Raw genomic sequence first — 14,008 nt, 5'->3', positions numbered from 1 at the left:
GAATCCTCCGAGCGGCGTGACGTTCACCGTTCGTTCGACCTTAGCGCAGGATTTTGAACAGATCTTGTTCCGACCCCTGCAAGCGGATGCAGAGCCCGGTTCTCATGCCGAGAGCTGATTTGGGCGATAGGGCAACAGCGGCTCTTGCCGTTCTGTAGCTGATGTTCCCGCCATTGGCCTAAGTTCGCATCGGTACTTGTTGCGAACCCTTATCAATCGACAGGGGGACGATAGGAATGCGCTATGTTCAGGTCTACTTAATTTTCCTGTAGTAACTCTTTAGCAAAACTGTTTCGTTATCACGACTATCAGACTCCAGGGATATCTGCCGCGCTCTGCAGCCCGGCATTTGCCATCGGCAGGCGATAATGTGTGCCGATCCTGCCGTTTACCTCTTTGATGAACGCTTGCACTGCAGGGCTGCGCTTCTCCCCTTTGCGGAAAGCCAGCGAGATCTTGCGGCGAATCTCCGGCTCGAGTTTGCAGACCCAGACATCTTCCAGGTCATAGCTCGCCCGCAGGCCGGGCAAGATCGATATTGCATAACCGTCGCGTATAAGTGCGATCGTCACCTCGAACCCCTTGCACCGTGCAACGATGTTCGGCGTAAAACCAGCCTCCTGACACGCATCGGTAATCATGCGGTTATAGGCGGAAGAGGCCGTATCGAGCGCCCAACGCTCGTCGCGCAGTTGGTGCAACATAACGGTCGGCTGCTCTGCCAGGGCGTGGGTCTGCGAGACCATCACGTTGAAGACATCCTCCATCAGAGGGATTGTCTCGATATTGGGGTCGATGGCGCCCGCAGGAACGTTCAGATCGTCGATGATCGCAATATCCGTTTGCCAGCTGCGAAGCGCCGCCAGGCTTTCTGCGGGTTCCAGTTCATCGAACTGCACCGTGAGGTGTGGATGTGCACGGTGGAGTTCATGAATAGCGCCAGCCACCACGGCCGATGCGACCGATGGGAACGCCGCCACACGTAGCTCACCGGCAATCACCTTCTTCAGTTCCGCAATGTCGGCGCGCGCCGATTCCAGCTCGATAAGAATGCGCTCTGCACGCTCCACGAGCTGTTTGCCGGCCGGCGTAAGCTCAACACCCCGGCCACGACGCTCAATAAGCGCGATGCCCACCTCCTGTTCGAGCAAAGCGATTTGTTGCGAAACCGCCGACGGCGAGACGTAGAGCGCCTCGGCGACTGCCGCCATGGTCTTGCGGATCGAAAGTTCGCGCAGGGCGCGCAGGCGGGCAAGATCCATAATCTCCTCCTCAAGCTGACAACAAATGATTAGCAAATCAGAACGTACATGCAAATATTATTAACTTTTTCTGGATCGAAGCCGTCGCTAGCCTTTCTCCAAGCCCTCATACCCTTCCGCGGAGACAGGTCATGACCGAACAGACAAACGCCCACTTCAATTCGCCGGTGCACGAATTCGACCCGATCGTCGCTCAGGCGCTCGAGAACGAACGCGCCCGCCAGCAGAACCAGATCGAGCTGATCGCCTCGGAAAACATCGTCAGCCGCGCCGTTCTCGACGCACTCGGCCACGAGATGACCAACAAGACGCTCGAAGGCTATCCTGGCAACCGTTTCCATGGCGGCGGCCAGTTCGTTGATGTCGTCGAGCAGGCGGCCATCGACCGCGCCAAGGAACTCTTCGGCTGTGCCTATGCCAACGTCCAGCCGCATTCCGGCACGCAGGCAAACCTTGCCGTCTTCTTCCTGCTGATGAAGCCGGGCGAAAAGGTCCTGTCGCTCGACCTCGCCGCCGGCGGCCACCTGTCTCACGGCATGAAGGGCAACCTTTCGGGCCGCTGGTTCGAGGCGCACAACTACAATGTCAACTCGCAGAACGAAGTCATCGACTACGACGAGATGGAGCGCATCGCGGAAGAGGTTCGCCCGAAGCTCCTGATCACCGGCGGCTCGGCCTATCCGCGTGAACTCGACTTCGAGCGCATGGCGAAGATCGCAAAGAAGGTCGGCGCCTATTTCATGGTCGACATGGCGCATATCGCCGGGCTGGTCGCCGGCGGGGCCCATCCCTCCCCCTTCCCGCATGCGGATATCGTCACCTGCACGACCACGAAGACGCTTCGCGGCCCGCGCGGCGGCCTCATCCTCACCAACAACGAGGAATGGTTCAAGAAGCTGCAGGCCGCCGTCTTCCCCGGCGTGCAGGGCTCGCTGCACAGCAACGTGCTTGCAGCCAAGGCGATCTGCCTCGGCGAGGCGCTGCGCGACGATTTCAAGACCTATGCGCATCAGGTGAAGGCGAATGCCAGGGTGCTGGCCGAAACGCTGGCGGACCGCGGCGTGCGCATCGTTTCGGGCGGCACGGACACGCATATCGTCCTGCTCGATCTCTCCAGCAAGGGCCTTAACGGCAAGCAGGTCGAAGACGTGCTCGCCCGCGCCAACATCACCTCGAACAAGAACCCGATCCCGGGCGACAGCCCGCGTCCCGCCGAATGGGTCGGCATGCGTCTCGGCACGTCGGCGGCGACGACGCGCGGCCTGAAGGAAGCCGAATTCAAGGCGCTGGGCAACGCCATCGCCGACCTCATAGAGGCGGAAGCGGCCGGCAAGGCGGATGATGTCGTCGAAGGCGCGAAGGCGACGGTGGCCAAGCTGACGGCGACCTTCCCGGTCTACGCGCACTAGGCGAAGACTTCCCACGAAGCGAAGGCGCACCCTCCTGCATAGTGCGCCTTCCAGGCCCCTAAGCGGGCATCGAGTGACGCAAAAGGGGAATATCATGGGAATGGATAGAATCACGGACGGCGCGATCATCGACGGCAAGAAGTTCGCGGCCGGCTTGCTCGAAAACGTCGCCAAGGACGTTGCCCGGCTGAAAGAGGCGACCGGCACCGTGCCGGGCCTTGCCGTCGTCCTTGTCGGCGCAGATCCCGCCAGTGCCGTCTATGTGGGCTCGAAGCACCGCCAGACGGTCGCCGCCGGCATGAATTCCTTCAAGCACGAGCTTGCGGCCGACACGACGCAGGACGAGCTGATGGCGCTGATCGACCGGCTGAATGTCGATCCCGCCGTGCACGGCATTCTCGTGCAACTGCCGCTGCCCGTCCATCTCGATGCCAACGCCGTCATCCAAGGCATCAATCCCGACAAAGATGTCGACGGCTTCCATATCTCCAATGCCGGGCGCCTTTCGACCAGCCAGCCGGCATTGGTGCCCTGCACGCCGCTCGGCTGCCTCATGCTGCTGAAGGACCGGCTCGGCGAAAACCTCTCCGGCCTCCATGCCGTGGTGATCGGCAAATCCAACATTGTCGGCAAGCCGATGGCGCAACTGCTGCTTTCGGAAAACTGCACGGTGACCGTCGCCCATTCGCGCACGAGGAACACGCCGGAGCTTTGCCGCACTGCCGATATCCTCGTCGTCGCGGTCGGTCGGCCCGGTCTCGTGCGCGGTGACTGGATCAAGCCTGGGGCGGTGGTCCTCGACGTCGGCATCAACCGCGTGGAGATCGACGGCAAGTCGCGCATCGTCGGCGACGTCGCCTTCGAGGAGGCCCGCCACGCTGGTGCCATCACGCCGGTTCCGGGCGGCGTCGGCCCCATGACCATCGCCTGCCTCCTCGCCAATACGCTCACGGCCTTCCGCCGCCAGCACTCCGTCCATATCGACTGACCGACCCGAAGGGATCGCCAATGTCCGCTCTTCCCAATCGTTACGCCCTGCGCGTCGCCTGCCCCTCCATCCGGGGCGTGACCGCCGCAATCGCGACCTACCTGTCCACCAATGGCTGCAACATTTCCGACAGCGCCCAGTTCGACGACAAGAGCACCGGCCGCTATTTCATGCGCGTCAGCTTCCAGTCCGAGGAAGGCCGCACGCTGGAGCACCTGCGCGAGGGCTTCGCCGAGATCGCGGCGACTTACGAGGCGGAGGAGGAATTCTTCGACGAGACGGCCAAACGCAAGGTGATCCTCATGGTCTCGCGCTTCGGCCATTGCCTCAACGACCTGCTCTACCGCTGGAAGATCGGCGCGCTGCCGATCGACATCGTCGGCGTCGTCTCCAATCATTTCGACTACCAGAAGGTCGTGGTGAATCACGACATCCCCTTCCACCACATCAAGGTGACGAAGGAGAATAAGCCGGAAGCCGAAGCCGAGCAGATGCGCATCGTCGAGGAGACAGGCGCAGAACTCATCGTGCTCGCCCGCTACATGCAGGTTCTCTCCGACGAGATGTGCAGGAAGATGTCCGGCCGCATCATCAACATCCACCACTCTTTCCTGCCGTCCTTCAAGGGTGCGCACCCCTATAAGCAGGCTTTCGAGCGCGGCGTGAAGCTGATCGGCGCGACCTCGCACTATGTGACCGCCGACCTCGACGAAGGCCCGATCATCGAACAGGACATCGTGCGCGTGACACATGCGCAGTCGGCGGACGACTACGTCAGCCTAGGCCGCGATGTCGAAAGCCAGGTGCTCGCCCGTGCCATTCACGCCCATATCCATGGCCGCGTGTTCATCAATGGCAACAAGACCATCGTCTTTCCGCCCTCTCCCGGCTCTTTCGTATCCGAACGGATGGGTTGAACACTCGTGTCGGGTCTCGGCAGAATCTCGGGTAAACCATGAAAGTTATCGTTCTCGGCGCCGGCATCATCGGCGTCACCTCCGCCTACCAGCTTGCCAAAGCGGGGCATGAGGTCACGGTCGTCGATCGCCAGCCCGGCCCGGCGCTGGAAACGAGCTTCGCCAATGCCGGCGAGGTCTCCTTCGGCTATTGCTCGCCCTGGGCCGCGCCTGGCATTCCCGTGAAGGCGATGAAATGGCTGTTCATGCAGCACGCGCCGCTGATCCTGCGGCCCAAGGTCGACATGGCGATGCTGTCCTGGATGACGCAGATGCTGCGCAACTGCACCTCCGCCCGCTATGCGCTCAACAAAAGCCGCATGCTGCGCCTTGCCGATTACAGCCGCATTTCGCTGGCGGCGCTGCGCGAAGAGACGGGTATTGCCTATGACGAGCGCATGCAGGGGACGCTGCAACTTTTCCGCACCGAGGCTCAGCTCGATGCCTCCGCCAAGGACGTCAAGGCGCTCGCCGCCGACGGCATTCCCTACGAAGTGCTCGATCCCGAGGGCTGCATCCGCGTCGAACCCGCACTGAAGCACGTGCGCGAGAAGATTGGCGGCGGCCTCCTGACGCCGAAGGACGAGACGGGCGACTGCTTCAAATTCTCCAATGTGCTGGCCACAAAGGCCGCGGCGCTCGGCGTCACCTTTAGATTCGGTAGCATCATCCGCGGCCTGGATGTGGAAGGCGGCCGCATCCGCGGCGTCGTCACCGCCCATGGCACGCTCGATGCCGATGCCGTTGTCGTCGCGCTCGGCAGCTTCTCGCCGCTCCTGGTACGCCCGCACGGCATTCGCCTGCCGGTCTATCCGGTCAAAGGCTATTCGCTGACCATCCCAATCACCGACGCCTCGCGCGCACCGGAATCCACCGTGATGGACGAGACATACAAGATCGCCATCACGCGCCTCGGCGACCGCATCCGCGTCGGCGGCATGGCGGAAATCTCCGGCTACACCAACGATCTCGGCGAGCGCCGCCGCCTGACCCTGCAGCACTCCGTCACCGACCTCTTCCCGGGTGGTGATGTGTCGAAGGCAAGCTTCTGGTCGGGCCTTCGACCGATGACGCCGGATGGCACGCCAGTCATCGGCCCGACCAAGGTCACCGGCCTCTTCCTCAACACTGGCCACGGCACGCTCGGCTGGACCATGAGCTCGGGCTCCGCCCGCGTCGTCGCCGACCTCGTCTCCGGCAAGGCGCCCGAGATCGACGCCAGGGACCTTGCAGTCGCGCGATACGCCTGACCCAATCAACCGGGATATGCACAGCCTCCCCTCCCCAGACAGGATCACAACATGGCTATCCAACTACCCGACAATCCATCCCGAGCCGATTTGCTTGCAGCCCGCCCGACGCTCTGGATCAACCCGAACTATAAGGACAATGCGATTGGGGACGCCTCGCTTCCCGTACGGCCGTCGGATATAGACGAGGCACATGCTAACTGGCGGAGGCTGGCTTCCCTACTCGAGGCCTGTTTTCCTGAACTGAAACCTGCAAAGGGCGAAATCCGCTCCGATCTTGTCCTGCTGGACGAGATGCGTGACGCACTCGGCTATGACAGCGCTGATTTCGGCACCATCTTTGTGAAGGCAGACAACGCCCTTCCCGTTGCCGGCTCGATCAAGGCACGCGGCGGCGTCTACGAGGTCTTCCTCCTCGCCGAACAACTCGCGATACGGGAAGGTCTCCTGCAGGACGGAGAGGACATCCGCCGCCTCGCCGAAGCCGACGCGAGAGCGTTCTTCTCGCGCCACACCATCGCTGTCGGCAGCACCGGCAATCTCGGACTCAGTGTCGGGGTTGCTGCTCGCGCCCTCGGTTTTAGCGCGACGGTTCACATGTCCTCCGACGCCAAGCCCTGGAAGGTGGAGCGGCTGCAACGGCTCGGGGTAGAGGTTATCAAGCACTCGGCCGACTATACGACAGCCGTCGAAAATGCCCGTATCGTCGCGGAGCGCGATCCGACGATCTATTTCGTCGACGATGAGCAATCCAGGCACCTTTTCCTCGGCTACAGCGTCGCGGCGCTAGAGCTTGCCGAGCAGCTACAGGCCAATGGCGTCAAGGTCGATGCTGAGCATCCCCTGTTTCTCTACCTGCCGTGCGGAATCGGCGGCGCGCCGGGCGGCGTAGCATACGGCGCCAAGACGGTCTTCGGAGACAATGTGCATTGCTTCTTCGTGGAGCCGGTTCAATCGCCTTGTGCCCTCGTTCATCTCCTGAGCGGCTCCGAGGAGCTTGTCTCCGTGTATGATGTCGGCCTCACAAACCGGACGGAGGCGGATGGCATGGCAGTCGCCCGCATGTCTGCCTTCGTCGCCGCCGTCATGCGGGAGATGTTGGCAGGCGTGTTCACCGTCGACGACGCCTCACTGTTCAAGTGGCTTTTGAAAGCGCACGAGAGCCAGAACCTACGCCTCGAACCGTCCGCCGCTGCAGGCTTCGCCGGTCCGGATTTCATTGTCCGGCATGCTCAGGGTAAAGAGTTCTGTAGGCGGCGGCGGGTTGATGAGCACCTCGCCCGAGCAACACATGTCGTTTGGACGACCGGCGGGTCCTTTGTGCCGGAGGAGCAGTTTCAGGAATTCCTTCGCATCGCGAAAGACCTGGGACACGCGAGCCCATAAAAGCGTTGTAGGCAGAGCCCGGCACCGCGCGGGGCTCTGCTTCTGGGTCACGGTTCTCTCCGCACGGCAAGGCTGCTAGTTCAATCAGTCAGTTGCTGTCGGGAAGGTTGGTAGCGGCTAAAGCCGCAGGACTATTGGAATATCACAACTCCAAATTTAGCGCCTTGATGAGATTCGAACCGCGGGCCACCTCGGCCGGCAAGCCGACGCGGAAGAGAATCAAGTAGTTGCCCGAGCTGGACATATCGGCATCTTGCCTCCGGTACGCTAATCGCATACCATGGACGTGAAGAGAAAAAGGCTTTTACGATGACGACGGTTGAAAAGATTACCATTGCATTGACGCCTGAGATGGCGGGATTTGTGCGAAGCGCGGTCGATGCTGGCGAATATGCGTCGACTAGCGAAGCCATCCGCGACGCCGTGCGTGAGTGGAAGGAAAGACGGGATTTGCTTGGTTATACAGTCGAGGATCTGCGAGCGCTTGTTCATGAAGGCATCGACAGCGGTCCGAGTTCGCGGTCTACGATGGCAGAGGTGAAAGCTGCCGCGCGCCGTCGCTTTGAATCTTCACAACGCGAAAGCTAAATGTGCTTTCTATTGTCCGCACGGATCGTGCCGATGAGGACCTGATCGAAATATGGTCCTACATTGCCGTTGAAAACATAGTCGCAGCTGATCGAGTTCTCGATGCAATTGAGGCGCGCTGGCAGCATCTCGCACGACATCCGTACTCGGGAATGGCGCGCGACGACATTGCCCCGGGTATTCGGCATCTGGTCTCAGGCGAGTATCTAACTCTTTACCGGCTCACTGGCAGCGCAGTCGAAATCATCCGCGTGCTGCACGGGCGCCGGAAGATTTCCTCCCAAGTCGTTGTTTAAGGGATCGCTTGTCAGCGTGGCTACGAGCACGAAATCATCCAAGCGACATCGCACGCGTGGCATAACGCCTATTTTATGGAACTGTGAGGGGGAGCCTCGATTAAGCAGCCACGGCAACTAACTCTGTTCATCAGTATTGCTTAGCTCAAATGCCTCAAGAATTGCCGCCTGCACCGACTTATCCTGTGTGACCACAGCAGCTGTCAGTTTCAACAGGCGTTGGCGCGCCTGGTGGAGCTGATCGACCAAGGAGACTACGATCGGGAGAGAATCTGCGTTGACCTCCAAATCATAATGCAGGGTGCAGATCAGCCGGATACGTGCGTATTCCATCTCCGAAAACACCAAATCTCCGCCATCTTCCTGGGGCGAGATCAATGCCTCCCGGATCCACGCGTCGAGATCGTTTCGCTGAAGATCACTTATCTGCTCGACAATTTCATCAACGCGCATCATTTCAGCATCTCCTTGCGGGGCTCATCCACGTTCTTCGGCTGCCAACTCTCCAGAAATTTTGCCAACTCGGGCTCCTCGCCAGCAGGCAGTACGACTTTCAGGGTGATGAGCTGATGTCCGCGATTGCCGGATTTGCGGTCGAGAACTCCCTTGTCACGCAGTCGCAGCGTCTGACCGGTGTTTGCGCCTTTCGGAATCTTCATCGAGACCGGGCCATTGATCGTCGGCACGGTGATTCGTGCGCCAAGTGTCGCTTCTTTTAGCGTGACGGGTACGTCTACATGGATATTGTCATCCTTGCGATGGAAGAACGGGTGCGGTTCGATATGCAATTCAACAAAGGCGTCACCTGCCGGCCCGCCGCCAAAGCCGGGCATGCCTTGGCCTTTCAGCCGTAACATCTGCCGGTCGGCTGCGCCCTCCGGGATCGACACACTCAGCGTCTTTCCTTCGGGCAATGTGATGGTGCGAACGGCGCCATTGACCGCGTTCATGAAGCTAACTGGCAGTACATAACTCACATCCTGTCCTCGCGCCCGGAATGTGCCCTGTGCCCGCTGCGCGCCCCCGCCAAAAGCGCGCGCCAGGAAATCCTCCAGATCATCATTGCTGGCAAAGCCATCCTGCGCTGCGTGGGAGCCGCGGTGTGATCCATCGGCGAAATCGCGGTAGTAGCGCTGCTGGGCTTTTTCCGCACCACTGGCATCTATCTCGCCTGCATCGAACCGCCGACGCTTGTCCTTGTCCTTGAGCAGGTCGTTTGCCGCCGAGATCGCCTTGAATCTATCCTCAGCCGTCTTGTCGTCCGGATGCAGATCAGGGTGAAACTTGCGTGCTAGTTTCTTAAACGCGTCCCTGATTTCCTTGTCGGTCGCAGTACGAGCTACACCGAGTGTCTCATAAGGGTCATTCATGCAGTGATCCCACCTCATCCGCCTCTTGAAATCATTCAGCATGGTTTGGGGCGCGAAAGACACGCCACTCACTCATGCTTCTACAACCGTGATCCGGCGCCCTCTGCACCTTCGAGCCGCACCAGTACGGTCACGAATTATCTGCCGCGAATGCTGGAAGTGCTGGAAGCTATCTCGAATGTTGTCCGCTCCGGTGGATAACCATTGACCTGGCTGTCATCACCCGCAATTTTTCATCGGTCCCGACCGAATTCCGATTCGTACCTCGATGGATCGAGCCGTCAACAGGGGATTCTATCCTAGATCTACTTTCAGCCTAACCAACAGAGGTTCGGCACCCACACACCGGAATTGCCAATGACGAGGCGATGAATGCTCTAGCGAAGTTGGAGCGAACGCGCGCAAGCCTGACAAAACGGCGTGTGCGGGACGACATCAATCCGTTCATCACTTATCGCGCGGCCGCACTTGACGCATAAACCGAAGGCGCCCTCTTTCATCCGATCAAGGGCGGCTTCTATGGCAAAAGCTCCTTTTGCCCGGTCTTTGCCAGCTCCTCTAGCACCTCGTCGTTGTTGCGTTCTACGGCACGATCATCGTCGTCTCGGTTCCGAGGCTGTTAAAAATCATCCTCAATCTTTGCCAGACGCGTTTGCAGCTGCTGCTGTTGGTGGACGAGGATTTGCCTATACTTCGCTTCGCGCTGCTCCAGATGCTTGGAGGAATATCTCGCCATGGTGGCCGCTCGAACTTTGATGCTAGAAGATCGAATTTACATGTCGTCGGGCGCCACTGACATTGATCATGATCAAAAGGGTGGATCAGTACAGTGTATCTTCCGGCGCGGCGGGAATCGCGAAATAATCCTGAAGCGCAGTGACCATCGATCGCGATGAGCGGCTTTCGCCTTCGCCACCTGGCAAAACCGCCATTGATGACGACGGCACGGCAGGTAGTTGGCGTTAGTCGCGCGCGATGGCCCTCCATAGGCAATGACGTCGCCACCCCATGAACCGAGAGACGCCGCGGTTCAGGAAGAACTCACTCTCGAAGATAGCGCCGGAACTGGCTAAGCGAGAAGACGAACAGCGCCACTCCGATGATGAGCATCGCCAGGAGCTGCGGCCAAACCACATCGAGTCCTGCCCCCCGAAAGAGAACGGACTGCGCTAACATGACAAAATGCGTGTTGGGTGCAGCAAGCATGATGAACTGGATGACCTCCGGCATGCTTTCGCGAGGGGTGACGCCGCCAGATAGCAGTTGCAACGGCATCAGCACCATCATCAGCAATAGTCCGAATTGCGGCATTGAGCCGGCTATGGTGGCAAGGAAGATGCCGAGGCAGGTCATGGCGAAGATGTCGAGCGCGGCGCCGGCCAGGAATAGGATTATCGAGCCGTTGACCGGCACGGCAAGCAAACCTTCAACCACAAACACAAGGGAAAAAGTGGCGGCCGTCAGAACCACAAGGCTCATCGCCAGGACCTTGCTCATCATGATCTCGAACGCGGTCACCGGCATGACCAGGAGGTGCTCGATGGTGCCGTGCTCTCGCTCGCGGATGAGCGCAGCACCAGTCAGCACGATCGACAGCATGGTGATCGAGGTGATGACGTCGCTGATCGCGCCGAACCATCCCTTGTTGAGCTCGGGGTTGAACCGGGCGCGCAGATCAAGGGCGACCGGCAGGACGGTTTGCGCACGATGGCCGGCTAGGAATTCGCCGACCTCGCCAGAGACGATCGACTGCACATATCCCCCGCCGGTGAAGGCTTGCGACATGCGTGTCGCATCTATGTTGAGCTGGAGGGTCGGCGCGCGGCCGGCGAGGAGATCGCGCTGAAAATTCGGCGGAATGTCGAGAGCGAACGTGTCGAGGCCGGCATCTGTGTTTCGGCATGGAATAAGGACCCCGCAAATGGGGTGATCGGCGTCCAAACGGGACCCCCATCTGCGATGGGGTTACAACAGCCTCCGGTTTCATTGGAGGCTTTTTATTTGGATGCTTGTTGTGGAGACAATTCTGAAGATACGTCGGCTTTCCCGTGTGCAGGGCAAGACGATCAAGGCGATCTGCCGGGAGTTGGGTGTATCGCGGAAAGTGGTGCGGAAGGTTCTGCGCAGCGATGAGACGGAGTTCAAGTACGAGCGGACCCGTCAACCTCAGCCGAAGCTCGGCCCCTGGCGCGATCAGCTCGATGGAATGCTGCTCGCCAATGCGGCCAAATCCTCTCGCGAACGGCTGACACTGATCCGGCTGTTCGAGGACTTGCGCGACCTCGGCTACGAGGGCGGTTACGACACCGTCCGGCGTTACGCCCGAACCTGGGCGAAGGAACGCGGCTCGGTTACGGCGGAAGCCTACGTGCCGCTCTATTATGCGCCGGGCGAGGCTTACCAGTTTGACTGGAGCCACGAGATCGTCGTGCTGAACGGCGTGACGACGACGGTAAAGGTGGCGCATGTCCGGCTCTGCCACAGCCGGATGATGTATGTGAGAGCCTATCCGCGCGAGACGCAGGAGATGGTCTTCGATGCCCATGACCGGGCATTTGCGTTCTTCGGCGGGGCCTGCACGCGCGGCATCTACGATAACATGAAGACGGCGGTGGAGACGGTCTTCGTCGGCAGGGAACGACAATACAATCGCCGCTTCCTGCAGATGTGTAGCCATTACCTGATCGAGCCGGTGGCCTGCACGCCGGCGTCGGGGTGGGAGAAGGGCCAGGTCGAGAACCAGGTCAACCTGGTGCGGGAACGCTTCTTCACGCCACGGCTGCGCTTCAAGTCCTACGATGAACTGAATGGCTGGTTGCTGGACAAGTGCATCAGCTATGCCCGCGCCCATAAGCATGTCGATCAAACGGAGCGCACGATCTGGGAGGTGTTCGATGGGGAACGGCCGCACCTGGTCGGCTATCCCGGCAAGTTCGACGGCTTCCACGCGGTGCAGGCCTCGATCGGCAAGACCTGCCTCGTGCGTTTCGACAACAACAAATACTCGGTGCTATCCACGGCAGTCGGCCGCCCGGCCGAGATACATGCCTATGCAGATCGCATCGTCATCCGGCAGGATGGCGTGGAGATCGGCCAACACGATCGCTGCTTCGGCCGTGGCGAGACGATCTATAATCCCTGGCATTACGTGCCGGTCCTGACCCGCAAGCCGGGAGCACTGCGCAACGGTGCGCCATTCCACGACTGGGTTTTGCCCGCCGCCATGGAGAAGGTGCGCCGCCGGCTGAAGTCCATGCATGACGGCGACCGGCAGATGGTGTCGATCCTCGAATGTGTGGGCCTGGACGGGCTCCCCGCCGTCGAAGCGGCCTGCCAGGAGGCGCTCGATCAGGGCGTGTTCTCGGCTGCCGTCATCATCAACATCCTGGCCCGCAAGCGTGATCCGCAGCCGGCCGCCATCCTTTCCATTCCCGATGCGCTTCGCCTGACCCACGAGCCTCTGGCCGATTGCGCGCGTTACGACAGCCTCAGGAGGGCAAGCTGATATGGAACGATCCCAAATCCTCGACATGATGGGCACGCTGAAGCTGTTCGGCATGCGCAGCGCTTATGACGAGATCATGGCCTCCGGCATCAAGCGGCAGCACGAACCGCCGCGCATCGTGGGTGACCTGCTACAGTCGGAGATCGCCGAGAAGCAAGCACGCTCCATCAAATACCAGATCACCGTCGCCAAGCTGCCGCTGGCCAAGGACATCGACGACTTCGACTTCACCGACACGCCGGTCAACGAAGGGCTCGTGCGCCAGCTTGCGACAGGAGCCTTCCTCGCCGAGCAGCACAATATCGTTCTGGTCGGCGGAACCGGCACGGGGAAGTCCCACTTGTCCATCGCCCTTGCTCGTGCTCTGATCCGCAACGGAGCACGCGGTCGCTTCTTCAACGTCGTCGACCTCGTCAATCGGCTTGAGACGGAGGCACGTAGCGGAAAGCAGGGGCGGCTGGCCGACTTCATCACCAGGCTCGACTTCGTCATCATGGACGAACTCGGCTACCTCCCATTCGCTCAGGCCGGCGGCCAGCTCCTCTTCCATCTGATCAGCAGGCTCTACGAGCGGACCTCGATCATCGTCACGACAAACCTGGCGTTCGGCGAGTGGCCCGCCGTATTCGGCGACGCCAAAATGACCGCCGCTCTGCTCGACAGACTAACCCACCATTGCGAGATCGTGGAAACCGGGAACGAATCCTGGCGCTTCAAAAACCGCTCTCAAAGCTAAAGCCGAAAAGACAAACAACCCGCGCCCGCAGGCCCCTGCGCTAAATGGAGAGCTCCGGGCCTACGCGCGCTGACCCGATGCAACCAGAGGCAGGGGTCCCTTTTGGGAGCCGATAGGGGGTCCCGTTTCGATGCCGATTGACAGCTACCCCCTGGTCTGTGCCACCCCACAACACTTGCGTGCCATGGGGTCACGCTTCTTCCGAAGTTACGCGTGCAATTTGCCGAGTTCCTTCAGCAGAGTTCTCTCAAGCGCCTTGGTA

The 14,008-nt window shown here is 60.4% G+C and carries 11 protein-coding genes and 3 pseudogenes; 9 read left to right on the top strand and 5 right to left on the bottom strand.

Translation table 11 applies throughout. The features are described 5' to 3' along the window. Positions 1-308: 308 nt before the first annotated feature. Positions 309-1,262: a LysR family transcriptional regulator gene (locus tag EXZ48_RS33050; RefSeq protein ID WP_130521259.1), complete on the bottom strand. Its 954-nt coding sequence runs from the start codon at positions 1,260-1,262 to the stop codon at positions 309-311. Between the two features lie 131 nt (positions 1,263-1,393). Between EXZ48_RS33050 and glyA the strand changes: the two genes are divergently transcribed. The 7 genes from glyA to EXZ48_RS33015 all read left to right on the top strand — a co-directional run bounded on the left by glyA (position 1,394) and on the right by EXZ48_RS33015 (position 8,135). Further along, positions 1,394-2,671, top strand: coding sequence for a serine hydroxymethyltransferase (gene glyA, locus EXZ48_RS33045; RefSeq protein ID WP_130521257.1), 1,278 nt, complete (start codon positions 1,394-1,396; stop codon positions 2,669-2,671). 94 nt (positions 2,672-2,765) lie between these two features. Then, complete coding sequence (folD, locus tag EXZ48_RS33040; protein WP_130521255.1) at positions 2,766-3,659, top strand: bifunctional methylenetetrahydrofolate dehydrogenase/methenyltetrahydrofolate cyclohydrolase FolD; 894 nt, start codon at positions 2,766-2,768, stop codon at positions 3,657-3,659. A 20-nt stretch (positions 3,660-3,679) separates the two neighbouring features. Beyond that, a complete protein-coding gene (gene purU, locus EXZ48_RS33035) occupies positions 3,680-4,576 on the top strand; it encodes a formyltetrahydrofolate deformylase (RefSeq protein ID WP_130521253.1) in 897 nt (298 codons plus the stop codon). A 38-nt stretch (positions 4,577-4,614) separates the two neighbouring features. Continuing rightward, positions 4,615-5,865 carry a D-amino acid dehydrogenase gene (locus EXZ48_RS33030; protein ID WP_130521252.1) on the top strand — a complete coding sequence of 417 codons (1,251 nt, stop codon included), beginning with the start codon at positions 4,615-4,617 and terminating at the stop codon, positions 5,863-5,865. A gap of 51 nt (positions 5,866-5,916) precedes the next feature. Then, positions 5,917-7,251 carry a D-serine ammonia-lyase gene (locus tag EXZ48_RS33025; RefSeq protein ID WP_130521250.1) on the top strand — a complete coding sequence of 445 codons (1,335 nt, stop codon included), beginning with the start codon at positions 5,917-5,919 and terminating at the stop codon, positions 7,249-7,251. A 309-nt stretch (positions 7,252-7,560) separates the two neighbouring features. Beyond that, positions 7,561-7,839 (top strand): type II toxin-antitoxin system ParD family antitoxin, encoded by a 279-nt coding sequence (locus EXZ48_RS33020; protein ID WP_130521248.1) that lies wholly within the window; start codon positions 7,561-7,563, stop codon positions 7,837-7,839. A 2-nt stretch (positions 7,840-7,841) separates the two neighbouring features. Beyond that, entirely contained in the window at positions 7,842-8,135 is a 294-nt protein-coding gene (locus tag EXZ48_RS33015; RefSeq protein ID WP_130521246.1) for a type II toxin-antitoxin system RelE/ParE family toxin, read from the top strand. Positions 8,136-8,252: 117 nt separating this feature from the next. Here EXZ48_RS33015 and EXZ48_RS33010 read toward each other — a convergent pair whose 3' ends face one another. From EXZ48_RS33010 to EXZ48_RS32995, 4 genes and pseudogenes are all read right to left on the bottom strand, one after another. Then, complete coding sequence (locus tag EXZ48_RS33010) at positions 8,253-8,591, bottom strand: chaperone modulator CbpM (protein WP_130521244.1); 339 nt, start codon at positions 8,589-8,591, stop codon at positions 8,253-8,255. Then, positions 8,588-9,505 carry a DnaJ C-terminal domain-containing protein gene (locus EXZ48_RS33005; RefSeq protein ID WP_130521242.1) on the bottom strand — a complete coding sequence of 306 codons (918 nt, stop codon included), beginning with the start codon at positions 9,503-9,505 and terminating at the stop codon, positions 8,588-8,590. Before EXZ48_RS33005 ends, EXZ48_RS33010 begins: the two co-directional genes overlap by 4 nt. A 377-nt stretch (positions 9,506-9,882) precedes the next feature. After that, a pseudogene (locus EXZ48_RS33000) lies at positions 9,883-10,241 on the bottom strand (TraR/DksA family transcriptional regulator). A gap of 305 nt (positions 10,242-10,546) precedes the next feature. Beyond that, positions 10,547-11,395, bottom strand: a pseudogene (locus EXZ48_RS32995) (ABC transporter permease); the annotation flags it as partial. Positions 11,396-11,510: 115 nt separating this feature from the next. On the opposite strand from EXZ48_RS32995, the pseudogene istA reads away from it, so the two are divergent. Next, positions 11,511-13,079, top strand: a pseudogene (istA, locus tag EXZ48_RS32990) (IS21 family transposase). Beyond that, a complete protein-coding gene (gene istB / locus EXZ48_RS32985) occupies positions 13,012-13,746 on the top strand; it encodes an IS21-like element helper ATPase IstB (protein ID WP_003501246.1) in 735 nt (244 codons plus the stop codon). Before istA ends, istB begins: the two are co-directional and overlap by 68 nt. Positions 13,747-14,008 lie beyond the last annotated feature (262 nt).

The organism is Shinella sp. JR1-6, assembly GCF_004284735.1.
Lineage (GTDB): Bacteria > Pseudomonadota > Alphaproteobacteria > Rhizobiales > Rhizobiaceae > Shinella.
The sequence above is the reverse complement of the archived record's forward strand: the minus strand, read 5'-3'. Positions and strand labels throughout refer to the sequence as shown.

Bases quoted from the DNA above. Each gene is read 5' to 3' on its own strand.
- EXZ48_RS33010 (WP_130521244.1), bottom strand. From the start codon at position 8,591: ATGATGCGCGTTGATGAAATTGTCGAGCAGATAAGTGATCTTCAGCGA.
- istB (WP_003501246.1), top strand. From the start codon at position 13,012: ATGGAACGATCCCAAATCCTCGACATGATGGGCACGCTGAAGCTGTTC.
- glyA (WP_130521257.1), top strand. From the start codon at position 1,394: ATGACCGAACAGACAAACGCCCACTTCAATTCGCCGGTGCACGAATTC.
- folD (WP_130521255.1), top strand. From the start codon at position 2,766: ATGGGAATGGATAGAATCACGGACGGCGCGATCATCGACGGCAAGAAG.
- purU (WP_130521253.1), top strand. From the start codon at position 3,680: ATGTCCGCTCTTCCCAATCGTTACGCCCTGCGCGTCGCCTGCCCCTCC.
- EXZ48_RS33030 (WP_130521252.1), top strand. From the start codon at position 4,615: ATGAAAGTTATCGTTCTCGGCGCCGGCATCATCGGCGTCACCTCCGCC.
- EXZ48_RS33050 (WP_130521259.1), bottom strand. From the start codon at position 1,262: ATGGATCTTGCCCGCCTGCGCGCCCTGCGCGAACTTTCGATCCGCAAG.
- EXZ48_RS33020 (WP_130521248.1), top strand. From the start codon at position 7,561: ATGACGACGGTTGAAAAGATTACCATTGCATTGACGCCTGAGATGGCG.
- EXZ48_RS33025 (WP_130521250.1), top strand. From the start codon at position 5,917: ATGGCTATCCAACTACCCGACAATCCATCCCGAGCCGATTTGCTTGCA.
- EXZ48_RS33005 (WP_130521242.1), bottom strand. From the start codon at position 9,505: ATGAATGACCCTTATGAGACACTCGGTGTAGCTCGTACTGCGACCGAC.